The organism is Sphingobacterium sp. Ag1 (genome assembly GCF_000988325.1).
Lineage (GTDB): Bacteria > Bacteroidota > Bacteroidia > Sphingobacteriales > Sphingobacteriaceae > Sphingobacterium.
This window is the reverse complement of the sequence record NZ_LBGU01000033.1, coordinates 123968-144072: the sequence shown is the minus strand read 5'-3', so window position 1 is coordinate 144072 and position 20105 is coordinate 123968. Positions and strand designations below refer to the sequence as shown.

The window sequence follows — 20105 nt, the reverse complement described above, 5'->3', positions numbered from 1 at the left end:
TTTTTCAGATTTCCGCGTTTAAAATAAATCCAGCGGGATTTTAAATCCTGCCAAACTCCCTTAAACCCTTCTTTTTTTCATGGTTTCTTCCTGCGAAGTAACCGTCCCTCCCTTGCGGAGTGGTGCAAAGATAGGGAGTTTGTTAACAAACTTCCAAGCCTTTTGTTCTTATTTATTTCATTTTTCCCTTAACTGCCTGTAAGGGTGCGAGATTCTTTTTTTAAAACAGGTGGTCGGAAGGATGGGATGGCTGATTCTGGAGCAGAATAGGCAGGGAACCGGGATCTAACCTGGACATTGCCGGGAACCGCGGCGTGCTGCGTACATACCGGGAACCGGGCTTCGGTACAGGCTTCCCTGGGGAAAAAGGAATGGTGCTGGAAATTGGATCGTACCGCGGAAACCGGGCCAACCCTGCTGTGTTCCCACTTCCCGGGGATAGCGAAACGGTATCGTAAACAGTAAAGATGCACAGGGCATTCTTCACTCTGCTTTTGTCCAAGCGGAGGGGTCACTCTGGTAGCCCTCTCAGCTCAATGCTCAATTGAAGACGACGCGCACAGGCGCAACCGATAGACAAGGACGGGCGCAAAGATGGAGGCCAAAAGGATCAGGAACATCTGCCGGCACAATCCCGGCTGAACTTCTGCCAAAAGCCTGCGCGGCACCCCGGATAGAATCCGTACCGGAAAGGCCGGAAAATTGCGCCGTCGGAAAGATCGCAGCGGAAAGAAACAGCAACGCAGGATATAACAGGGGACGGGATAGCGGGAATGCCCCCAACAACTGGCACACGAAAGCCGCAGTACAATGCACACTGGATAAATTGCGCAGCCGATAAACGGGGACGGCCGGAAAGATGGCAGAACACAGTGCTCTAGAATACCTCCTTTTGCAGCTATACTTTCTTACCTGTTTACTTAGGTTTAGTTTAGGGTTTAGTTAGGGTTTGTTTAGGTATAATATAGGTTGTAGCTAAGCAAACCCTAACTTATTGCTAAGCTAAATATAAACAAAAGCTAACCTAAGGAATAAAGCATCCTTAAGTCTTCGTTATTTAGAGAAAGGTGGTTCCGCTCGGTGACAACGCTCCGGCTGCTGACAAAGGTCTGCAGGAACCTCGGACTGCCCTCCCAATCTATTTCGTACCATAGTCGGAGTTGATTTACCCTCTGAACGTCTTACGTCCGTGCTGCATCCGTATTGAGTCCGACTTCAAGCCCGTACTCACCCTGCTGCCAACACGGACAAATGGCATTATGAACGCGACCATGTCCCCCGAAAGCCCCGGCAAAGGGCCAACGCCAATCCGACCCGCAGACGAAAAACACGAAAAAACGTAGCAAATATGTAAACAACTCGGAAAAACACGCTATAAAGACAGACACAATAACAATTCAAGGGTTCAACATCAGACTGGGAAATACCTCAATTTAACGATTCTATTCATTTTTATCTAGCGACGGTGTTAATCTGAGGCTTGCTCAATAACCGCCTTAGTAAATGTTTGCTCGATTATTATAGGCTTTACCTAGGTTTCCTTGATTAGCATTAGTCTGGGTACTCTTTTAATAAAAGCTAAATATTTCATTAATAAAAGCTAAATATTTCATCCGATTAGCGGTCTGTTTTAAGAACAATTCATCTACTTATATAACAGTCAATTTTACAACTACTGGAATAACGCTTTTTTCAGTAAATTTGATCTAGGTTAATAAATAACAAAAAAGAAGACCTTATTTTTAAGAAATTAAAGATATTAAATACTTTTATTGCAAATAAAACCATATTGGTCCATGATAGATTATGCTCAGCTTTTAAAACAGGTAGAAGAATATGCTGAAACTTATATTACAGAAAATATTTCAGTTTGCCATTGTTTTCACAATACGATACACACACGTTCTGTTGTACGTGCGGCGGAGGAGATTTCATCGTACTATAAACTAGGAGAGGAGGATCACTTTATTGTTATTAGTGCCGCCTACTTTCATGATCTCGGCTACGTAAAATCTGACAATGCTATTGGTCATGAAAAGAGAAGTGTCGAAATTGCTTTAAATTTCCTCCAGGACAAAGGCATACCGGAAGCCATACAGGAAAAAATCAAAGGTTGTATTTTAGCAACGAGAATGCCTCAGGATCCTACAAATCTGCTGGAGCAAATTCTCTGCGACGCAGACCTATTTCATTTTGGGAATGAGGATTTCGTCAACAGAAACAAACTGATGAAAGCCGAAGCTGAAGCAGTACTAGGGAAGGAGATCGATAAAGACGTATGGCGGGCCGGTACAATCAAACTACTAATGAGCCATCATTACCATACGGAATATGCGCAACAAAAGCTTAATGCCAAAAAAGAGATGAATCTAAAAGAACTGGAGAAAAAACAGGAGAAATCTATCTCAAAAAATAAAGAAAGCAAAAAAGAAGACAAGAAGGAAAAGGAGAAAGGCAGTAAGCCAGAACGTGGGATAGAAACAATGTTCCGGATTACGTCCTCAAACAATCAGCGACTAAGCGACATGGCAGACAATAAGGCCAACATCCTCTTAACGGTCAATTCTATTATCCTTTCTGTCGTGATTGCTGTCTTATTTCGGAAACTAGATGCCAACGAGCACCTAATTATCCCAACAATTATCTTAACTACAGCCGTGGTAGCAACCATGGTCATGGCCATACTATCAACGATACCCAAAATTCCGTCGGGTAAATTCTCAAAGGAGGAAATCGAACAGAAATCAGTCAATCTTCTCTTTTTTGGAAATTTTTACAAAATGAAACTCGACGATTATAACGAGGGTATGCAGAAGGTAATGGTCGACTCGGAATTTCTATATGGCATGCTCACCAAGGATGTTTATTCGCAAGGTGTGGTATTAGGACGAAAATACAAGCTTCTACGATACGCCTATGGAATTTTTATGTTTGGACTTGTTATATCGGTTGTTTCTTTTGTCGCCGCAACCATATTTTAATGCAATACTATAAAAACAGTGAAATATTTCAGCATCATGTTTTCCAAACTTTCTTTTTTATTTAAAAAGATGCCGCCTTTAGATCAATCATTAGCTACCAATAGATAGCATCATTATTGATGTTGTTGTAAGCACGTTGCCATAACCATAAATTTATACGGATGAAGAAGGAAGATCTTTATATCAACAGAGACATCAGCTGGCTGTCGTTCAATGATCGGGTACTTGACCAAGCCGCTCGTGAGGAGGTACCTTTACTGGAAAAACTACAGTTTCTCGCTATTTTCTCATCCAATCTGGATGAATTTTATCGTGTTAGAATGCCTGTACTAATGGCTTGGAAAAAAATAATGAAGCAAAATCCGGGGCAGCTCATTCCGAACATCGATATTGGCACGTATAAAAAAGCGTCAAAAACCATCAACAAACAACAAGAAAAATTTGGCTTAATACTAGCTGATATTATCCAAGAATTAGGAAAAGAAAATATATTCTTTATCTACAACCAAGCTATTCCAGCAGAAATAAAAGACCTCGCAGCTCAATATTTCTTTAGTACAATTGCCTCCTACCTCCAAATTATACCAATTGATGATACTTCTTTTTTTCCGATCAACAATCAGCTCTACTTCGTCGTTACAGACGATAATACTGGAGTGGTATTCTTTCTAAATGTCCCTTCAAATCATATTGGCCGCTTTTTCACCTGTGAGATCAATGGGAATAAATATGTCGTACTCATCGATGATATTATCAAAGCATTTTTTCCTGAAGCCATAAGAAATACATCATTAAATTTCTATTCCTTTAAAATCACAAGGGATGCGGAATTAAATCTCCAAGATGAATTTGAGGGTGATATTGCCCAAAAAATTGAGACGGAAGTCAATAAACGTGATCTTGGCTATGCGACACGCTTTCTATTCCAGCCAAATCTGCCAAAACAGCTGATTGAAACATTGGCAACACTATTTGATCTGCGAAAAAGTAGCATTGTCGAAGGCGGAAACTATCACAATCTGAAAGATCTATTTTCATTTCCGATTAAAACAGCAGAACTTTCTTATCCAAAACAGCTGCAAATCAATAAGAATCAGAATTTTAGGGAATCTATCTTTGACCAAATAGACCGAGAGGATCTGTTGATCTGTACTCCCTATGAATCGTTCGATCCCATACTACGTTTTTTTAATGAGGCCGCGATAGATCCAACCGTAGACGAGATTTACACGACCTTATACCGTATCGCCGGTGATTCGCATATTGCACAAGCGCTGGCTACCGCAGCAAAAAATGGGAAAAGAGTCAATGTATTTGTCGAATTGAAAGCGCGCTTTGATGAAGCGAATAATATACATTGGGCTCGGTTAATGAAAGAACAGGGCGTCAAAATCACGTATAGCATCCCCAATTTAAAAGTACATGCCAAAATAGCGCTCGTCAAACGCAAAGAGGGTCGAGAAAGTGCTTTATTAGGCACAGGAAATCTAAATGAAAAAACGGCGAAGGTCTACACGGACTACTTCCTTATGACCTCAAATAAACTATTGACCAACGAATTAGACATGCTATTCGAGTTTTTACCGGCTCGGAGAAGCCCCCATAGTCAAAATGAGCTGTCTTTTAACCATCTATTAATTGCACAGTTCAATCTCAAACATACATTCTTATCCCTGATAGACAAGACCATCCAAGCAGCTAAAGACGGAGACAGCGCTACAATAAAAATTAAATTAAACAATCTGGAAGAAGAATCGTTAATCAATAAATTGTATGAGGCGAGCCGGGCAGGGGTAAAACTGCAATTATTGGTCAGAGGAATCTGTAGACTAAAACCACAAGTACCCGGATTGAGTGACAACATTGTCGTGAAACGGATTGTAGGACGATATTTAGAACATGGCAGAATATTTATTTTTCAATATCAAGCACAAACGAGCGTGTATCTAGGCTCTGCAGACTGGATGAACCGTAACATCTACCGACGTATAGAAACTTGCTTTCCATTGCTGAATCTAACATTAGCACATCAAATACAAGAGCTATTCGATATTCAGTTTGCAGACGACACCGAAGCAACTTTACTGGATGAACACGGACAAAATCAGGCAATAGAAACACAGCAGAAAAATGTTTCTCAGCAACAAATCCTTCATTATTTGAAAGGCAACATGAGACAATAGGGCTATTCAACAAGGCAGCTCATTACAACAAGAACAGCCTAAAAGCCCAACAATATAATCATTGAACGTAAGCTCATTCAGAAACCGGATGACTTCCTCAATTTAAAATTTAATCATATAATGATGAAAAATCCCACGATATTGACAACTATGGCATTAGGTTTTGCTTCTGTTATTTTTCTCGCCTGCAATCCGAATAATACAACCAAGGAAAATAACAACAAGCTCGCTCATGTTCAAGCTGAAAAACCGCAACAAATACCCTATACATTATCTTCGGGCATAAAGATGAGTTTGCCTGACCAATTGTTAGAAATATCCGGAATAGCTTTTCTCGCGGGACAGGATGACGATATTTATGCCATTCAAGATGAGCAGGGCTTTCTTTATAAATTTAACCAACCGACACAAAAAGTTACGTTCAACCCTTTTGGAAAAGATGGCGACTATGAGGATATCTCGATAAGCAATACACATTTCTTTATCTTAAAGAGCAATGGTAGCATCTATTCCTTTCCCATTACCGAAAAGGACGATATAAAAAACGTGGTCGAACAGAAAAATTTACTTCCAAAAGGAGAGTATGAAGGGCTTTTTGTTGACCGCGAAAGCAACCAGGCATACGTATTGTGTAAAGAATGTAAGGTCGACAGAAAACAACCGCAAACCTCGGGTTATGTCTTTTCAATTGACGAGCATGGTCAATTCCAGCCGAAAGGAGAATTTGTCATCCAGCTTGATGAACTTCATGCATTGGATGCTAAAATCAAGAAAACGTTCAAACCCTCTGCGTTAGCTAAAAAAGCAGACAGCAAGGAATGGTATATCTTATCTTCTGTAGACAAAGCCCTTGTGGTGACCGATGAAAATTTTCGTGTAAAATCGCTCTCTCCATTAGATCCGAAGATTTTCCCTCAACCTGAAGGCATTAACTTTGATTCAAAATTTAATCTTTACATCAGCAGCGAAGCCGGTAATCAGGATAAAGGGATCATTTATAAATTTGAAAAACACTAGGCATGCAAAAGGTTGTACCATTCTTTCTTCTCTTTCTTGCTAGTCATGCTTATTCACAACAAAAGCATACACAGTCCCCTGCACATCAGGGCAAGTCCTTTGCTCAAACTGTTATCAAGGACAGTGTTAGCATCGTTGCAAATGCAAAATATGGTAAAGCCAGTAAATTCAAGAAGTTCTTCCTTGGCGAAAATTACCGCAAAGAATGGGCCGCAGAAACCACCTTGCCTTTGCTCCAGCTTTCAACCTTGCACGGGGGACTGCATCCTGTCAAACAGGGAGGCGGGATGCAATCGGTTTCCCTACGATTGACGGATTCAATCGGCCGGGAATGGGCACTACGATCAGTCAATAAAAGGACTGAATCCCTCATACCAGAAGAACTCCATGGGACCTTTGTACAGGATGTCTTGGACGATGCCACGAGCGCGCAGCATCCCTATTCGGCGCTTATGATCCCCGCTTTGGCAAATGCCGTGAACGTCCCACATGCTCATCCCATCATCGGCGTTGTTGCACAAGACAGCATATTGGGGGAATACGCGCCTCTTTTTGAGCATACGGTGGCTTTACTAGAAGAACGCGAACCACTTGGTGATTCAGACAACAGCCCCAAAGCTGTCCGAAAACTACAGGAAGATAACGATGATAACTTTAAGGCTAAGGCATATCTGCGCGCAAGAATGCTGGATGTACTGGTAAGCGATTGGGATCGACACGAGGATCAATGGCGTTGGTATAATGAAAATCAGGATAGCACAGATCACGATAAAGACTACATTCCTATTCCCCGCGATCGGGATCAGGCACTGCGTGTCACACAAGGTTTTCTGATGAAAGATATCTATCAGCAATTTGTCAACCCAGTCATGCAAGGTTTCACAACCGGTATTCCCAATATTCGCTATTCTTTATTTAAATCGCGTTTTTTAAATGCCCATCCGAGCAACCAGCTTTCTCATAAGGAATGGGCTAAAGAGGTTAAGCAATTTGTAGCACGTCTCACAGATTCGGTATTATGGGAGTCGGTACGTAGCCTGCCGCAGTCGTCCATTGCTATTCGGGGAGAACAAATTTTTAAAACACTTCAAAGCCGTCGTGATGCTCTACCCTCAGCGATGGAAGAGTATTATAATTTCATCAATAACATTGTCGATATCCATCTCAGCGACAAAAACGAAAAAGTAGAAATACACAGCACGGAAAATAAAAACCTGAAAGTCAAAGTTTCGAAGATCAATAAAGATGGTAAGGTCACCAAGGCATTGATGGACAAAACCTATAAAGACCGCCTAACAAAAGAAATTCGTCTCTATTTAGGTGAGGGAAAAGACTCTGTTGTCATCGATAACGCAAATTCTCCGATTAAACTCCGAATTATTGGAGATAGCACGCCAAAGACTTATGTTATCAACGAAAGCAAATCGAAAATACAGCTTTACGAGAATACCAAAAACTCCACTTTACTGGGTGAGAAGAACAAAATAAAGCTTCATTATGCACAAGATAGTACCAACACGCAATTTGTTCCTGTAAACCTCTACAACACCTGGCTTCCCCTGGTGACTGCGGGTTATAATGCTGATGACGGTTTTTCGCTCGGGCTGGGGGCTGCTTACACACATCAGCGTGGATTTAGAAAAAATCCTTTTACGTATAAGCAACAACTGACTGTAGCAACAGCCTTCCGGACCGGAGCTTATAAAATTCACTATAGAGGCGAATGGATAGCTGTTGTCGGGGATGCAGATCTTGTTGTCGATGCGCTAGCAAAAGCTCCTGACAACACGCAGAACTTCTTCGGCGTAGGTAATAACTCGCTCTTCTTAAAGGAACAGTATGGCGCAAAATATTACAGAAGCAGATTCAATATTTTCAATATTAATCCACAGTTAAGATGGAAACCTTCATCTACGTTAAGCTTCGCCATAGGTCCGCATATCCAATTTTACCACTTAGATCCGATTGAGAATGAAGATCGATTTATTTTAAATCCCCAAGCTTTACATTCTTACGATAGTTTATCGATTACCAAAGACAAAACTTTTGCAGGTATCAATGCATTTTTAACGCAAGACTCCCGTAATCGAAAGATTAACCCAAGTAAAGGGCTATATATTGAAGCCGCTTTGAATTCCTATTTTGGACTCAATCCGTACTCAAAAAATTCAGCGCAGTTAAGTGCCGCAATAACCGGCTATTTCAGTGCATTCAATGAAGGCATTATATTCGCCAATAGAACAGGGGGGGGCGCCGTAGTCGGGAACCCTACATTTTATCAATATTTATTCCTAGGCGGTCATGAAAATCTAAGAGGATTTCGCCAATATCGATTTGCAGGGCAACAGATGCTGTACAACAACCTAGAGGCCCGTGTTAAAGTACTTGATATCAAAAGCTATGTTCTTCCAGGTGAATTCGGACTAATGACCATGTATGATATTGGAAAAGTATGGGCAAAGGGCTATAACAGTGATAAGTTTCATCAAGGTGTGGGCGGGGGCATTTATTACATCGTCGCCAATGCACTTCCTTTGCATTTTGTCATGACGAAATCCAATGAAGGCTGGTATCCCTATTTCAGCACAGGTTTCCGCTTTTAAAATTTCGATCCATGGAAATAAAGAAAGTACAACTCACAACGGCAAAAACCGCCAATACGTATACAAATGGCAGGCTAGACTTTGAACCATTTTTCAAATACCTGGAATCTTTTATTGAAAATGGCACTTCATCGGATGAAATGATTCCCTTGTTTGCGTTGGAACGCATCAAAGAAATAGAACATCTCAACGGCAAACTCTGCAAGCATAATCTCAATGCCTATAAAGATATTCTGCAATTGATTTATAGCCTCTCCGTATCGTTGATTGACACTGCTCCAAAAAAGTACTGGGCACTCACAACAGCCTTAGCAGAAGAAGCCTTCTATGGAACCGAAGCCTTTTTCGACCTATCTAGCCATCAGCTTGTGGAGCAAGAAATGCAAGGGAAGATGCGTGCCGGAAGCCTTCTTACGAATCAAGAAAAGCTCTTTTATACCCTCATCTTCGATAGACTCTATGGCTTTTCTCCCAATGAAAACAGCAGCATTGTTTATCATCACCTCGATGATCAGGGGGAGATTATTGATTATTACGATTTAGACATCGATTTTAAATTTGTTGAGATCAAAGCAAAAAAAACATTGCCGGCACTTGATATAGGTCGTTTATCGGAAAACCCCAGTGATTCCATTTTTGACTGGAATACCGTTATCAACACCGTTAAACTGGAAGATTTTGAGTTATCGGGCTTTAGCATGGTGACTTTCAGAAAGACCAGTACAGAACATACCTTACGGCGAATCCAGTCCATCCTCCTGGATTTGCCTACATACAATTACCACCTCTTTTTAGCTGATTTAGAAAAGATCATCAAACCGCTATTAAAGGGGCCTGATACCGTATTTAGTCTATTTCCGCTGTTCCAATTAAATGGGGTACCATTTTTCGATTATTCAATCACCAATAAAAGCATCTTGTTTGCTGAAGCGTATACCGCCAATAAAACCTTTAAGATCGATCCTGAAATCGCAGGTTACCTGAAGCATCCGCATGTGATATTTTATACAAGTAATGCGACGAATGGTATCCGGAATACCACGTCCGTTTTCGACGAGCGGATTAGCTTGTCGGGGGTAACGACCTATTTGTGTATTCCACTTATTCATAATCATTCTCTTTCAGGCATATTGGAAATATACAACCGTGAACAAGATCAGCTCGACAATGAAACTATGCAAGCCTTAGGTTCTCTGGTTCCGCTTTTATCACAACTAGCTCAGGATATCACCCTGGAATTTAAAAAACGTATCGACGATATCATCATTAACCGATTTACGACAATACAGTCCTCGGTTCAGTGGAAATTTAACCATATCGCGGCCCAGTACATTCAGGAACTGGAAAACGATAGTCAGGATGCCCATATTAAAGCGGTTGTATTTGAAGAAGTCTATCCGCTCTATGGTGCTGTCGATGTCAAAGACTCTACGATCATACGAAACGCCTCTATTCTCAAAGACTTTAGCTTCAAGGTCAAACAGCTCGCCATGCTTATTGATGAGCTCTCGTTAGACGGAAAGCACAAATTGATTATGACTTTTTCAGCACGGGTCGATCAAATTACAGAATCTCTTGACCATATCTCTTTTGATGAATCGATGGTCAAGATCATTGAGTTCTTCAGAAAAGATGTGCAGCCATTTTTAGAAGAAGCCAGAAAGCAATTCCCGTCAAAAATAGCGGTGATTGAACATTATGCGAAGCATTTTTTCACCAATCGGGATACCGGGGAGTTTTATCGGAATGAGTTTGAAACTTCTTTACGCCAGATCAATCAATTGATCAGTAGAGAACTGGATCATTTCAATAGCTTCATCCAGGGAAATTACCCGTCTTATTTTCAAAAGTTCAGGACAGACGGTATTGAATATGACATTTATATCGGCGAATCCATTACGCCCCAACAACGGTTCAGCTACGAATTCATCAATGTATTTAGGCGTCAGCAGATTATTTCGATGGCCAGAATTGCGCTGAAAGCATACCACGTGAAAGCTATGCTGCCACTGGCTTTAGAAACAACACAATTGATTTTTATCAATCCACATAGCATTGATATCAGCTTCCGGGAGGATGAACGCCGGTTCGATGTTGAGGGATCGCTCAATATCCGTTACGAAATCATCAAAAAAAGAATAGACAAAATTCGGATAAAGCGAACCAAAGAACGACTTACCCAGGTCAATAAAATTGCTATTGTCTATTTATCGGATGAAATCCTGGAAGATCTCATGCTAAGTATACAGGCAATCTATGACATGGGCATTATTGAGCATACCATCGAACATTTAAAATTGGAAGATGTACAAGGAATTGCGGGTTTGAAAGCAATTCGCCTTTCGGTGAATTTAAACTATCAAGATTTCTCCTAAATTTGTCCAATAAAGGGAAGTTTATCCCCGTTGATATAGGCTAAATGGGACAACGTCAAATGGAGGATTTAACATATTGATTTAAAAAGGATTACCATGATTACTGATGCCAACTATTTTTATCTAAGCGATTTGCTTGGTACTTTATTTTTTGCAATATCGGGTACCCTCTCGGCAAAACGTAAAGATATTGATATTTTTGGGGCAGCCTTTTTAGGCTTTGTGACAGCCATTGGCGGTGGATCGATGCGGGATGTATTTTTAAATCTACGCCCGGTATGGGTCAATGATAGCAATTACCTCATCGCTATTTTCCTCGGAATTTTAATTGCCATTATCTTCAATAAACAGTTGTATGGTTATTATCGTACATTGACACTTTTTGATGCCATCGGAATTAGCTTTTTTACCATCCTTGGGGTACAAAAATCACTCAACTACGAAAGCAATACCTATGCTGCCATTATTTTTGGAATGTTCACGGCGGTATGTGGAGGGATGACGCGCGACGTGCTACTCAACGAAACCCCGCTAATCTTTAAAAAAGAAGTATATGCTACGGCCTGTTTAGGGGGAGGGCTCACGTATATCTTGCTGGTGCACCTTAATCTCGATATTTCTTGGGCAGCCTTTATAGGAGCTGCTGTTGTCTTTTTAATACGAATGACGGCCGTTAAATACCGTTTGTATTTACCCCGCTTGGATTGAGAAAAGTCCTTCTTAGCATGTAAACTTTCTAGAACATGCTTTACTGGATTAGCGACCCGATCTCAAAAATGGATTAGAAGCAAGCGTTAAAGAAAAAGCGTTAGTATAAACTAACGCTTTTTCTTTTGCAGTGGAAATTTCATTTTATAACTAACGCGAATATTTCCTTTCGCGATAGCATCCAATCGACCTTTTAGCATCGTCTTCTTCAAGGCGCTCAATTTGTCGGTAAATAGTTTACCTTCAATATGATCATATTCGTGCTGTACCACACGGGCAGCCAAACCTGTTAAGTCCATTTCATGCTCTTCAAAGTTCTCATCTAAGTAATTGATGCGAATATTTCGGTGACGCAATACGTCCTCATTAATATCTGGGATACTTAGACATCCTTCACCGAAAGCCCATTTTTCACCAGACTCCTCAACCATGATGGGATTGATGAAAACTTTTTTGAACGATTGGAGCATTTCTTTGTTTTCTTCATCATCTTCTGCGAAAGGAGTTGCATCGATAACGAACATACGTATAGGCAAACCTACCTGTGGAGCTGCCAAACCGACACCATGTGCTGCATACATGGTATCGAACATATCATCAATCAATTTCTTTAAATCTGGATAGTCTTCATCTATTTCCTCAGCGACCTTTCTTAATACAGGGTCGCCATACGCCACTATCGGAAGTTTCATATGTATTATAATTATTTATAAGTGCCGATACTCATTTCTACCTGAGCTCGTTACACGCTGTTTGCTTTTAAAGGTCACTTGGCACCTGTTGTAATTTTAGCACGTTTATATTTTAGATCATGTCAGGCTAATTGCTCATCCTGAGTCATTGTACTTTTTTAACAAGGATACGCTGTAGCTCCATTATATTCTTGGGTACAAAGGTACGGATAATTATTAAAACTGAATATTTCGTCAAAACTTCCATAAAAGTTACTTTTGTTTTATGGATCCTTCATTTATAGATTTGTCAACACAGTTCAAACTTAAGCTTGAGCAAGCTCTTGAAGTGCCATTAAGGCTCTCTACAGTTGATGGATTTATACAAATATCTTCTCCGGAATTAACAATCAATATTTTGTTATACCCTCACGAGAAATCCGTTAGACGTGATACTTCCGATCCTTGTATTCATATCGATGAAGACCAATTAATAACAAAGTTTGATTTGATCGTCAGGCGCATTGTTTCTAGAACAAAAAATGACAAACGCATTTACGCACGTAATACTGTAGTTGCCCGGATCGACAAAAGAACGAGTTTACAGTTCCTCGTGGAACATCATTTACAAACCGCTCTTCCCGGCAAGTATCGTTATGGCCTTTATGAACAGGGAGAGCTTGTTGCAGTCGCGGTATTCTCTGGAGGCCGCCGAATGTTGGATAAAGATGAAGACTATCGCTCGTTTGAACTATTACGCTTTTGTAATAAAACAGGTATTAATGTCATAGGAGGCCTTAGCAAATTAATTAAAGCCTTTTCTAGCGATTTCTCGCCAGGAGACATTATGACTTTCACCGACCGTGATTGGAGCCAACATTCTTCGCTCGAAAAAATTGGGTTTGTTGCGAAGGAAATAACTGCACCTATCAACTTTTGGATAGCAGGGACAAAAAGATATGTTTACCGCAATACTGAAGAGCTAAAGGTATTGATGGAACAATATCCGAAGGGCTTTCCAAAGGAAAATATGGGCAGCATCAAGATGATTTTATATATAAAATAAGCTAAATTGTGTATATTGTACACTGTAAGGGTTTGAAAAATAAATAATCAAAAATAATAACGTTATGAAGAGAAAACTTCGCATGGGTATGGTCGGAGGCGGAAACGATGCCTTTATTGGCGCTGTACACCGTATTGCTGCTTTTATGGATGGCAAGATTGAACTGGTTTGTGGTGCATTTAGTATTGATCCACAGATTTCAAAACAATCTGGAGAAGACTTATTTGTAGCTCCTGAACGTGTCTATCTAAACTATGAAGAGATGATCGAAAAAGAATCTTTGCTTCCTGAAGGCGAGCGTATGGATTTTGTAACGATCGTAACTCCAAACTTTTTGCATTTTGCTCCTGCTAAATTAGCACTAGAAAAAGGCTTTGATGTTGTTGTTGAAAAACCGATGACCGTATCTGTTGAAGAAGCAAAAGAATTACAAGAAACAGTAGAGCGCACAGGCCGCACACTGTGTCTTACGCATACGTATTCTGGCTACCCGATGGTTAAACAAGCCAAAGCGATGGTTAAAGAAGGTCATTTCGGTAAGATCAGAAAGATTGTGGTTGAGTATCCACAGGGTTGGTTAAGCCGATTAACAGAACGCGAAGGTAATGCCGGGGCCGCTTGGCGTGCAGATCCGAAACGCTCAGGTAAATCGTTGGTTATGGGTGATATCGGTACCCATGCTGCGCATTTAGCGGAATATGTATCGGGGTTAAAAATCCAAGAACTATGTGCAGACCTCACAACATTTGTTGAAGGTCGTCTATTGGATGACGATGGTTCGGTGCTTTTGCGGTTCGAAAATGGTGCTAAAGGTGTATTAATGGCTTCGCAAATTTCAGCCGGAGAAGAAAATGCCGTTCGTATCCGTATCTACGGCGAAAAAGGTGGATTGGAATGGGCAAATGAGGATCCGAACAATTTAATCATCAAGATGCTTGATCAGCCTCGTCAGCTTTATCGCACAGGAAATGCTTACGCAGCGCCTTATACGTTGAGTTCTTTTGCAACACATAATACCCGCGTACCAGCAGGTCACCCTGAAGGCTTACTGGAATCATTTGCGAATATCTACCGTAATTTTGCGGCAACAGTTACGGCAAAACGTGAAGGACAAACTCCGACAGCCGAACAACAAGATTTTCCAACAGTTTACGATGGCGTAAGAGGCATGGCTTTTATCGATACTGTCGTAAAAAATAACGAAGGAACAGAAAAATGGACTAAATTTGTTCTGTGATAGACAGATTAAAATATACACTTTCTCTTTTGGAACAGCAAACCGTTCCGAAAGAGAAAGTTATCGTTATCTTAGGGCCTACAGCTTCAGGAAAGACGAAACTGGCCGTCCAACTGGCCCAACGCATCGATGCTGAAATCATCAGTGCAGATTCCCGCCAGATCTATCGAAGAATGGACATCGGTACGGGAAAAGACCTATCGGAATACCAAGATATTCCCTATCATCTTATCGACAGCCATGAACCGGGAGAACGCTATCATCTCGGAAACTTTATCGCTGACTTCCATCAAGCCCGACAATCCATTCTAGAAAGGGGAAAGCGTACTATCCTTTGTGGTGGTACAGGCTTATATATCCAAAGTGTAATACAACAAAATCCATATGCGCTGATCCCATCGATCGAAGGCCTCAAGGAATCGTTACTTCCCCTCCCGGAGACGGAGCTGTTAAAACGCCTTCAGGAATATACACTACCCGCGAACTTCCAAATCGATCTTTCGACCAAAAAACGTATCATCCGCGCAATAGAAATATTAGCATTTTTAGACACTCACCCCGATCACATCGCTCGGCAACAAACGGTAGAAAGCATCGTTATCGGATTAAATCCGTCAGTGGAAATCCGACGCGAACACATTAGCCAAAGATTAAAACAACGATTGAATGATGGCTTTTTAGCAGAAGTGGCAAAACTCCTGACCGAAGGGATTACACACGAACAACTTCAATACTATGGTTTGGAGTATAAATATGCTTCTCTCCATCTCCTTGGACAGCTCGATTACCCGGCCTTTACCAAAAAATTGGAGACAGAAATACATCGCTATGCCAAAAGGCAAATGACTTACTTCCGAAAAATGGAAAAAGACGGTATAATTATCCATTGGGTTTAAAAATAAGCGATCTATAAAAACAAAAAAGGGTTAGTATTACTACTAACCCTTTTCGTTAATCTCTTTCTATTATAACTTAATTTCTTCATCCTTCGCATTGAAGAAATGGAATTCAGTTAGATAATATGACGTCATTGGATTTACTTTAATCCATTTTCCGTACTTCATGAACCATTTCATTCTTTTAGAAATCAAACCAGACTTAATGTAGGCGTCTATATAAGGGTGAACACATAAGGTCACCTTCTTTTCGTTCTGTTCTTGAAGAATAAAGCTCAAATTATTTTCTATATCATCCATAAGGACAATACTTGATCGGATTTCACCTGTACCATCACAAGCCGGACATTTTTCGTTTGTGACAATATTCATTTCAGGTCTAACGCGCTGACGTGTAATTTGAACCAATCCAAATTTACTTGGAGGCAAAATCGTATGTCTCGCTCTATCCGCTACCATACATTCTTTTAAGAACGTATACAACTCTTTTCGATGATTGGGTTTATGCATGTCGATAAAATCGATGACTACAATTCCGCCCATATCACGCAAACGCAGCTGTCGCGCAATTTCTTTTGCTGCTTCCATATTGACCAGCAATGCATTGTCTTCCTGATTCTCCTTATTCGCAGAACGGTTACCACTGTTGACATCGATGACATGCAGGGCTTCGGTATGCTCAATAACGAGATACGCACCACCAGGCAATGTTACCGTTTTGCCAAAAGCTGCCTTGATTTGCTTTTCAACTCCGAAATGATCAAAAATTGGCTCTTTATGTTTATAAAGTTTGACAATTTTCTCCAAATCTGGAGATATATCGTGTATATATGATTTTGTTTCTTCGAAGATCGAAGGATCATTAACATAAATATGTGAAAACTCGTCTGTCAAAATATCCCGTAGAATAGTGGATGCACGATCCATTTCGCCAAGAACCTTTTGAGGCGGTTCAGCATTACGAAGACGTTTGGTAAATAGTTCCCATTTTGAGATCAGGTCCAATAAGTCACGTTGTAGTTCTTCAACACCCTTACCTTCGGAAACTGTACGAATGATAACACCAAAATTAGCTGGCTTAATCCCTTCGACAATCTTTTTTAGGCGGTTGCGTTCATTACTACCTTTGATACGCTTGGAAATGGAAACAGTACTTGAGAAAGGTACCAAAACGACAAAACGACCTGCTATTGAAAGGTCTGAACTCAGACGCGGTCCTTTTGTTGAAATGGGTTCTTTGGCGATTTGTACTGGCACGAGCATATTTTTGCTCAAGACATCAGAGATCTTACCAGCTTTATCGATATCCTTTTCAAGTTTTAAACTATTGAGCAGTTTCTCTTGATAACTGCCATTCTTCACTATACGCGTAAGCTTTAGCAAAGATTGAACTTGAGGACCCAAATCTAAATAATGTAGAAAAGCATCCTTTTCGTAGCCTACATCTACGAAAGCTGCATTAAGCCCAGGCATAATTCGCTTGATACGTCCGAGATAGATATCTCCAACGGCGAAGTTATTATTTGCGGGCTCGCGGTTAAGTTCAACAAGCTGCTTATCTTGTAGTAAAGCAATAGTTACCCCTTTATCAGGAGTTGAATCGATAATTAATTCCTTTACCAAAAGCTACTCATTTTTGATACCTATGCAATATCCTATCGCAATCTTGGGTATCCGATTAAACATTTAAAGAACGTTGTTACGAAAAAAACAATCTACATCCCCTTCACAGACATGTAGATCGTTTCGTAAAGCTATCTCAGCAAAATGGGCCAAGATGTTTAAAAGCTTATCACAAGACTATTTTTTCTTGTGTCTATTTTTTCTTAAACGTTTTTTACGTTTGTGAGTAGCCATCTTGTGTCTTTTTCTTTTTTTTCCGCTTGGCATAGCTAAATTTTTTAATGATTATAAAATAATAAATTAATTACTTGCTCAATTCGGCGATCTTTCGATCGATGAATTGTGATAGGGAAGGATCGGCAGCCAATTCCTTACTTTTTTGAAAAGCTGTAACGGCTTCCTTTTTCATCCCAATATTTTCATAGCCTGTGGCTAAGTAAAAGTATGACTCAGCATCGGGTTTTTGATCGATAACGGTCTTAAAACGCTCGATGGCTTTGTCAAACTGACGGGATTGTAATGAAAACAATCCCAAAGTTTTGTTTGCTTCTAAATTTTTAGGATCGGCAGCAACGACTTCCCGCAATAAGGCAATACCTGCCATAGGGTTGTTCGTTCCCGATACCATTGCGGCACCCAATCCTGTTTTTGCATCTAAACTACTTGTATTCGCTTTTAACGCAGCCTCATATGCATGAATAGCATTTTGATTCAACGCTTGAGCTAAAGTAGAATCCTGCAAATTTGTATAAGCGGCACGATAAGCATTACCTGCTTTCAACCAATACTCAAACTTCGGTGAAACCTTTGCCATTTCCTCATAGATGAAAGCCTGAGGAGCTGGTTTTGCGACATCATCCCACTTATCTGCCAACTGTTGCAACAGCTTTATCTTATCCTCTCCAGAAGCTTTTGCAACTTGGCCCTCAATATCGGAAATTTCTTTGACTAAACTAGCATCTAAACCTTGTTTTGTCATCGAAGATATATTTTCCAAATTCACTTCATTGGACGGCTTCGACTCAGATGCTGCAGCAGTTTGTTTTTCTTTGTTCACCAAACCTTTAATAGGCTGCGCTAAAAGCACAGCAACCAAGGCTACTACTGATCCTATGACTATTATCTGTTTGGTTTTTGCCATTTTAATCTATTTTAAAGATTATTTATTGCCATTCTTTACTTTCTCTACGAAAATTTTTGCTGGCTTGAAACTAGGAACAAAGTGTTCAGGGATAATGATTGCTGTATTTTTTGAAATGTTTCTTGCAGTCTTCTCAGCTCTTTTTTTGACTACGAAGCTACCAAAACCTCTTACATATACATTTTCTCCTCCGATCATTGCGTTTTTGACAACTTTAAAGAACGCCTCTACGGTTTCTTGAACATCTACCTTCTCTAAGCCAGTTTTGGTAGAGATTTCTGCAATAATTTCTGCTTTAGTCATATCTATTTTACTGTAATTATTTATTTTTCAACCCTTAAGCCAACTAATGTTTGGGGATGCAAAAGTATTGTTTTAAAATGAGTAATGGAAATTATTTAAATACTTTTTTGATAAATAAGCTTCCAAAAGCCAAACATTTACAATCAATTAACGAGACATTACGTTCGTCCATCCCTTAAATAAATCTCAAAAATAAAAACAATTATCTAATTTACAAGATGTTGACTTATTAGTTGTCATATAAAAATCAATATATGCCAATTGCATGACTTAGCTGATCCAAATCTGCCTTAGTATGGTGTGCATTTACCACAATCCGATTTAATAGGGGATCTGTAGCAAGAGGATAAGGAAAACTTGACACCAGTACTCCGGCATTCATCAGCCTCGCATAAAGGCCCGTATCCGTTGATGAAAACACCGGAAAATTAGCAACAACGCTTAATCCAGACCCCATATGTGCTTTGAAGGAATCAATATTATTCTGCAACTTTTCGAATTGCTGTAAATAGATCTGCTCTCCATGGATAAATGCATATAAGCTCGCTGGCGAACTTGGAGAAGCCCCTGTATAAAAGTTTGATCGCTTGAAATACTTAATTCGTTCTTCATCGGCCAAAATCAATCCAGCATCTGTTGCCAGGCCTTTCGCCAAGGATGCGACGACAATCAGCTCAATATTAGCCTGTTGAAAACTACTCTTATCTAATGAAATGCCATTCTTGCGCAAAACTCCTATTCCGTGAGAATCATCCAAGAGGAGTATAATTTTTTTGTCCGGATCAATACGATTGAAAACACTGAAATCGTATAATTCCGGTCGCATATTGTCCAAGCTGTTACTAACGATGATAAATGATTTTTGGGGTGAATGATTGATATACTCGATCGTTGCATTGGCCCAGTCAACAAAATGTCCAGTTGCTGCAGGATTTTTATCTAACCATAAAGAAGGGTGACATGCGGGTGCGTACAATACTTCGCCTTCAGTTGCCAAGGTTCTTACAAGAAATTGCGTCGCCAGATATCCACTTGAGAGCAACAGACTTGCTTCAAAACCAAAACGCATTGCAGCATATTCTTCCGCTTGATCAAATATGGCCTGTTGCACATTATTATTTCGTGAAGTGCCATTGTTAATACCATATCGCTGTATACCTTCTATGAAAATCGCAGCATATGCTTGATCTGTTGCCAGTCCTAGATAGGAAGTTCCACCGAAAAAAAGATATTCCTTACCGTCCACTGTGATAACGCGACCTGTTGGTTGTTCTAAATGTGTAAAATTATTCATCTATATA

Annotated in this window: 15 protein-coding genes; 10 read left to right on the top strand and 5 right to left on the bottom strand. The window is 40.2% G+C overall.

Annotation, left to right across the window (positions count from 1 at the left end; genetic code table 11):
• Positions 1-314: 314 nt before the first annotated feature.
• From AAW12_RS26485 to AAW12_RS09135, 7 genes are all read left to right on the top strand, one after another.
• On the top strand, positions 315-458 hold the full coding sequence (locus tag AAW12_RS26485; RefSeq protein ID WP_197084003.1) for a hypothetical protein: 144 nt from the start codon (positions 315-317) through the stop codon (positions 456-458).
• A gap of 1338 nt (positions 459-1796) precedes the next feature.
• Positions 1797-2981, top strand: coding sequence for a Pycsar system effector family protein (locus AAW12_RS09160; protein ID WP_231585238.1), 1185 nt, complete (start codon positions 1797-1799; stop codon positions 2979-2981).
• Positions 2982-3142: 161 nt separating this feature from the next.
• The gene (gene ppk1, locus AAW12_RS09155) at positions 3143-5164 is read left to right on the top strand and encodes a polyphosphate kinase 1 (protein ID WP_046673307.1); all 2022 of its coding nucleotides are present in this window, start codon (positions 3143-3145) and stop codon (positions 5162-5164) included.
• A gap of 120 nt (positions 5165-5284) precedes the next feature.
• A complete protein-coding gene (locus tag AAW12_RS09150; RefSeq protein WP_231585237.1) occupies positions 5285-6181 on the top strand; it encodes a hypothetical protein in 897 nt (298 codons plus the stop codon).
• A 2-nt stretch (positions 6182-6183) separates the two neighbouring features.
• Complete coding sequence (locus tag AAW12_RS09145) at positions 6184-8784, top strand: hypothetical protein (protein ID WP_053003597.1); 2601 nt, start codon at positions 6184-6186, stop codon at positions 8782-8784.
• An 11-nt stretch (positions 8785-8795) separates the two neighbouring features.
• Complete coding sequence (locus tag AAW12_RS09140) at positions 8796-11159, top strand: hypothetical protein (protein ID WP_053003596.1); 2364 nt, start codon at positions 8796-8798, stop codon at positions 11157-11159.
• Between the two features lie 96 nt (positions 11160-11255).
• On the top strand, positions 11256-11867 hold the full coding sequence (locus AAW12_RS09135; protein ID WP_046673305.1) for a trimeric intracellular cation channel family protein: 612 nt from the start codon (positions 11256-11258) through the stop codon (positions 11865-11867).
• Positions 11868-11977: 110 nt separating this feature from the next.
• On the opposite strand, the gene def is transcribed toward AAW12_RS09135, so the two are convergent.
• Positions 11978-12559: a peptide deformylase gene (gene def / locus AAW12_RS09130; protein WP_046673304.1), complete on the bottom strand. Its 582-nt coding sequence runs from the start codon at positions 12557-12559 to the stop codon at positions 11978-11980.
• A 265-nt stretch (positions 12560-12824) separates the two neighbouring features.
• On the opposite strand from def, the gene AAW12_RS09125 reads away from it, so the two are divergent.
• The 3 genes from AAW12_RS09125 to miaA all read left to right on the top strand — a co-directional run bounded on the left by AAW12_RS09125 (position 12825) and on the right by miaA (position 15737).
• Positions 12825-13604, top strand: a complete 780-nt coding sequence (locus tag AAW12_RS09125; RefSeq protein WP_053003595.1) for a hypothetical protein — start codon at positions 12825-12827, stop codon at positions 13602-13604.
• Between the two features lie 64 nt (positions 13605-13668).
• A complete protein-coding gene (locus AAW12_RS09120; RefSeq protein ID WP_046673303.1) occupies positions 13669-14841 on the top strand; it encodes a Gfo/Idh/MocA family protein in 1173 nt (390 codons plus the stop codon).
• The gene (gene miaA, locus AAW12_RS09115; protein ID WP_156167601.1) at positions 14838-15737 is read left to right on the top strand and encodes a tRNA (adenosine(37)-N6)-dimethylallyltransferase MiaA; all 900 of its coding nucleotides are present in this window, start codon (positions 14838-14840) and stop codon (positions 15735-15737) included. Before AAW12_RS09120 ends, miaA begins: the two co-directional genes overlap by 4 nt.
• A 69-nt stretch (positions 15738-15806) precedes the next feature.
• Here the strand turns inward: miaA and AAW12_RS09110 are convergent, their stop codons facing one another.
• The 4 genes from AAW12_RS09110 to AAW12_RS09095 all read right to left on the bottom strand — a co-directional run bounded on the left by AAW12_RS09110 (position 15807) and on the right by AAW12_RS09095 (position 20098).
• Positions 15807-17360: a ribonuclease E/G gene (locus AAW12_RS09110; protein ID WP_046673301.1), complete on the bottom strand. Its 1554-nt coding sequence runs from the start codon at positions 17358-17360 to the stop codon at positions 15807-15809.
• A gap of 304 nt (positions 17361-17664) precedes the next feature.
• Positions 17665-18501 carry a tetratricopeptide repeat protein gene (locus tag AAW12_RS09105; RefSeq protein ID WP_046673300.1) on the bottom strand — a complete coding sequence of 279 codons (837 nt, stop codon included), beginning with the start codon at positions 18499-18501 and terminating at the stop codon, positions 17665-17667.
• A gap of 18 nt (positions 18502-18519) precedes the next feature.
• Positions 18520-18804, bottom strand: a complete 285-nt coding sequence (locus tag AAW12_RS09100) for an HU family DNA-binding protein (protein ID WP_046673299.1) — start codon at positions 18802-18804, stop codon at positions 18520-18522.
• A gap of 247 nt (positions 18805-19051) precedes the next feature.
• Positions 19052-20098, bottom strand: a complete 1047-nt coding sequence (locus AAW12_RS09095) for an 8-amino-7-oxononanoate synthase (protein ID WP_046673298.1) — start codon at positions 20096-20098, stop codon at positions 19052-19054.
• Between the last annotated feature and the right edge of the window lie 7 nt (positions 20099-20105).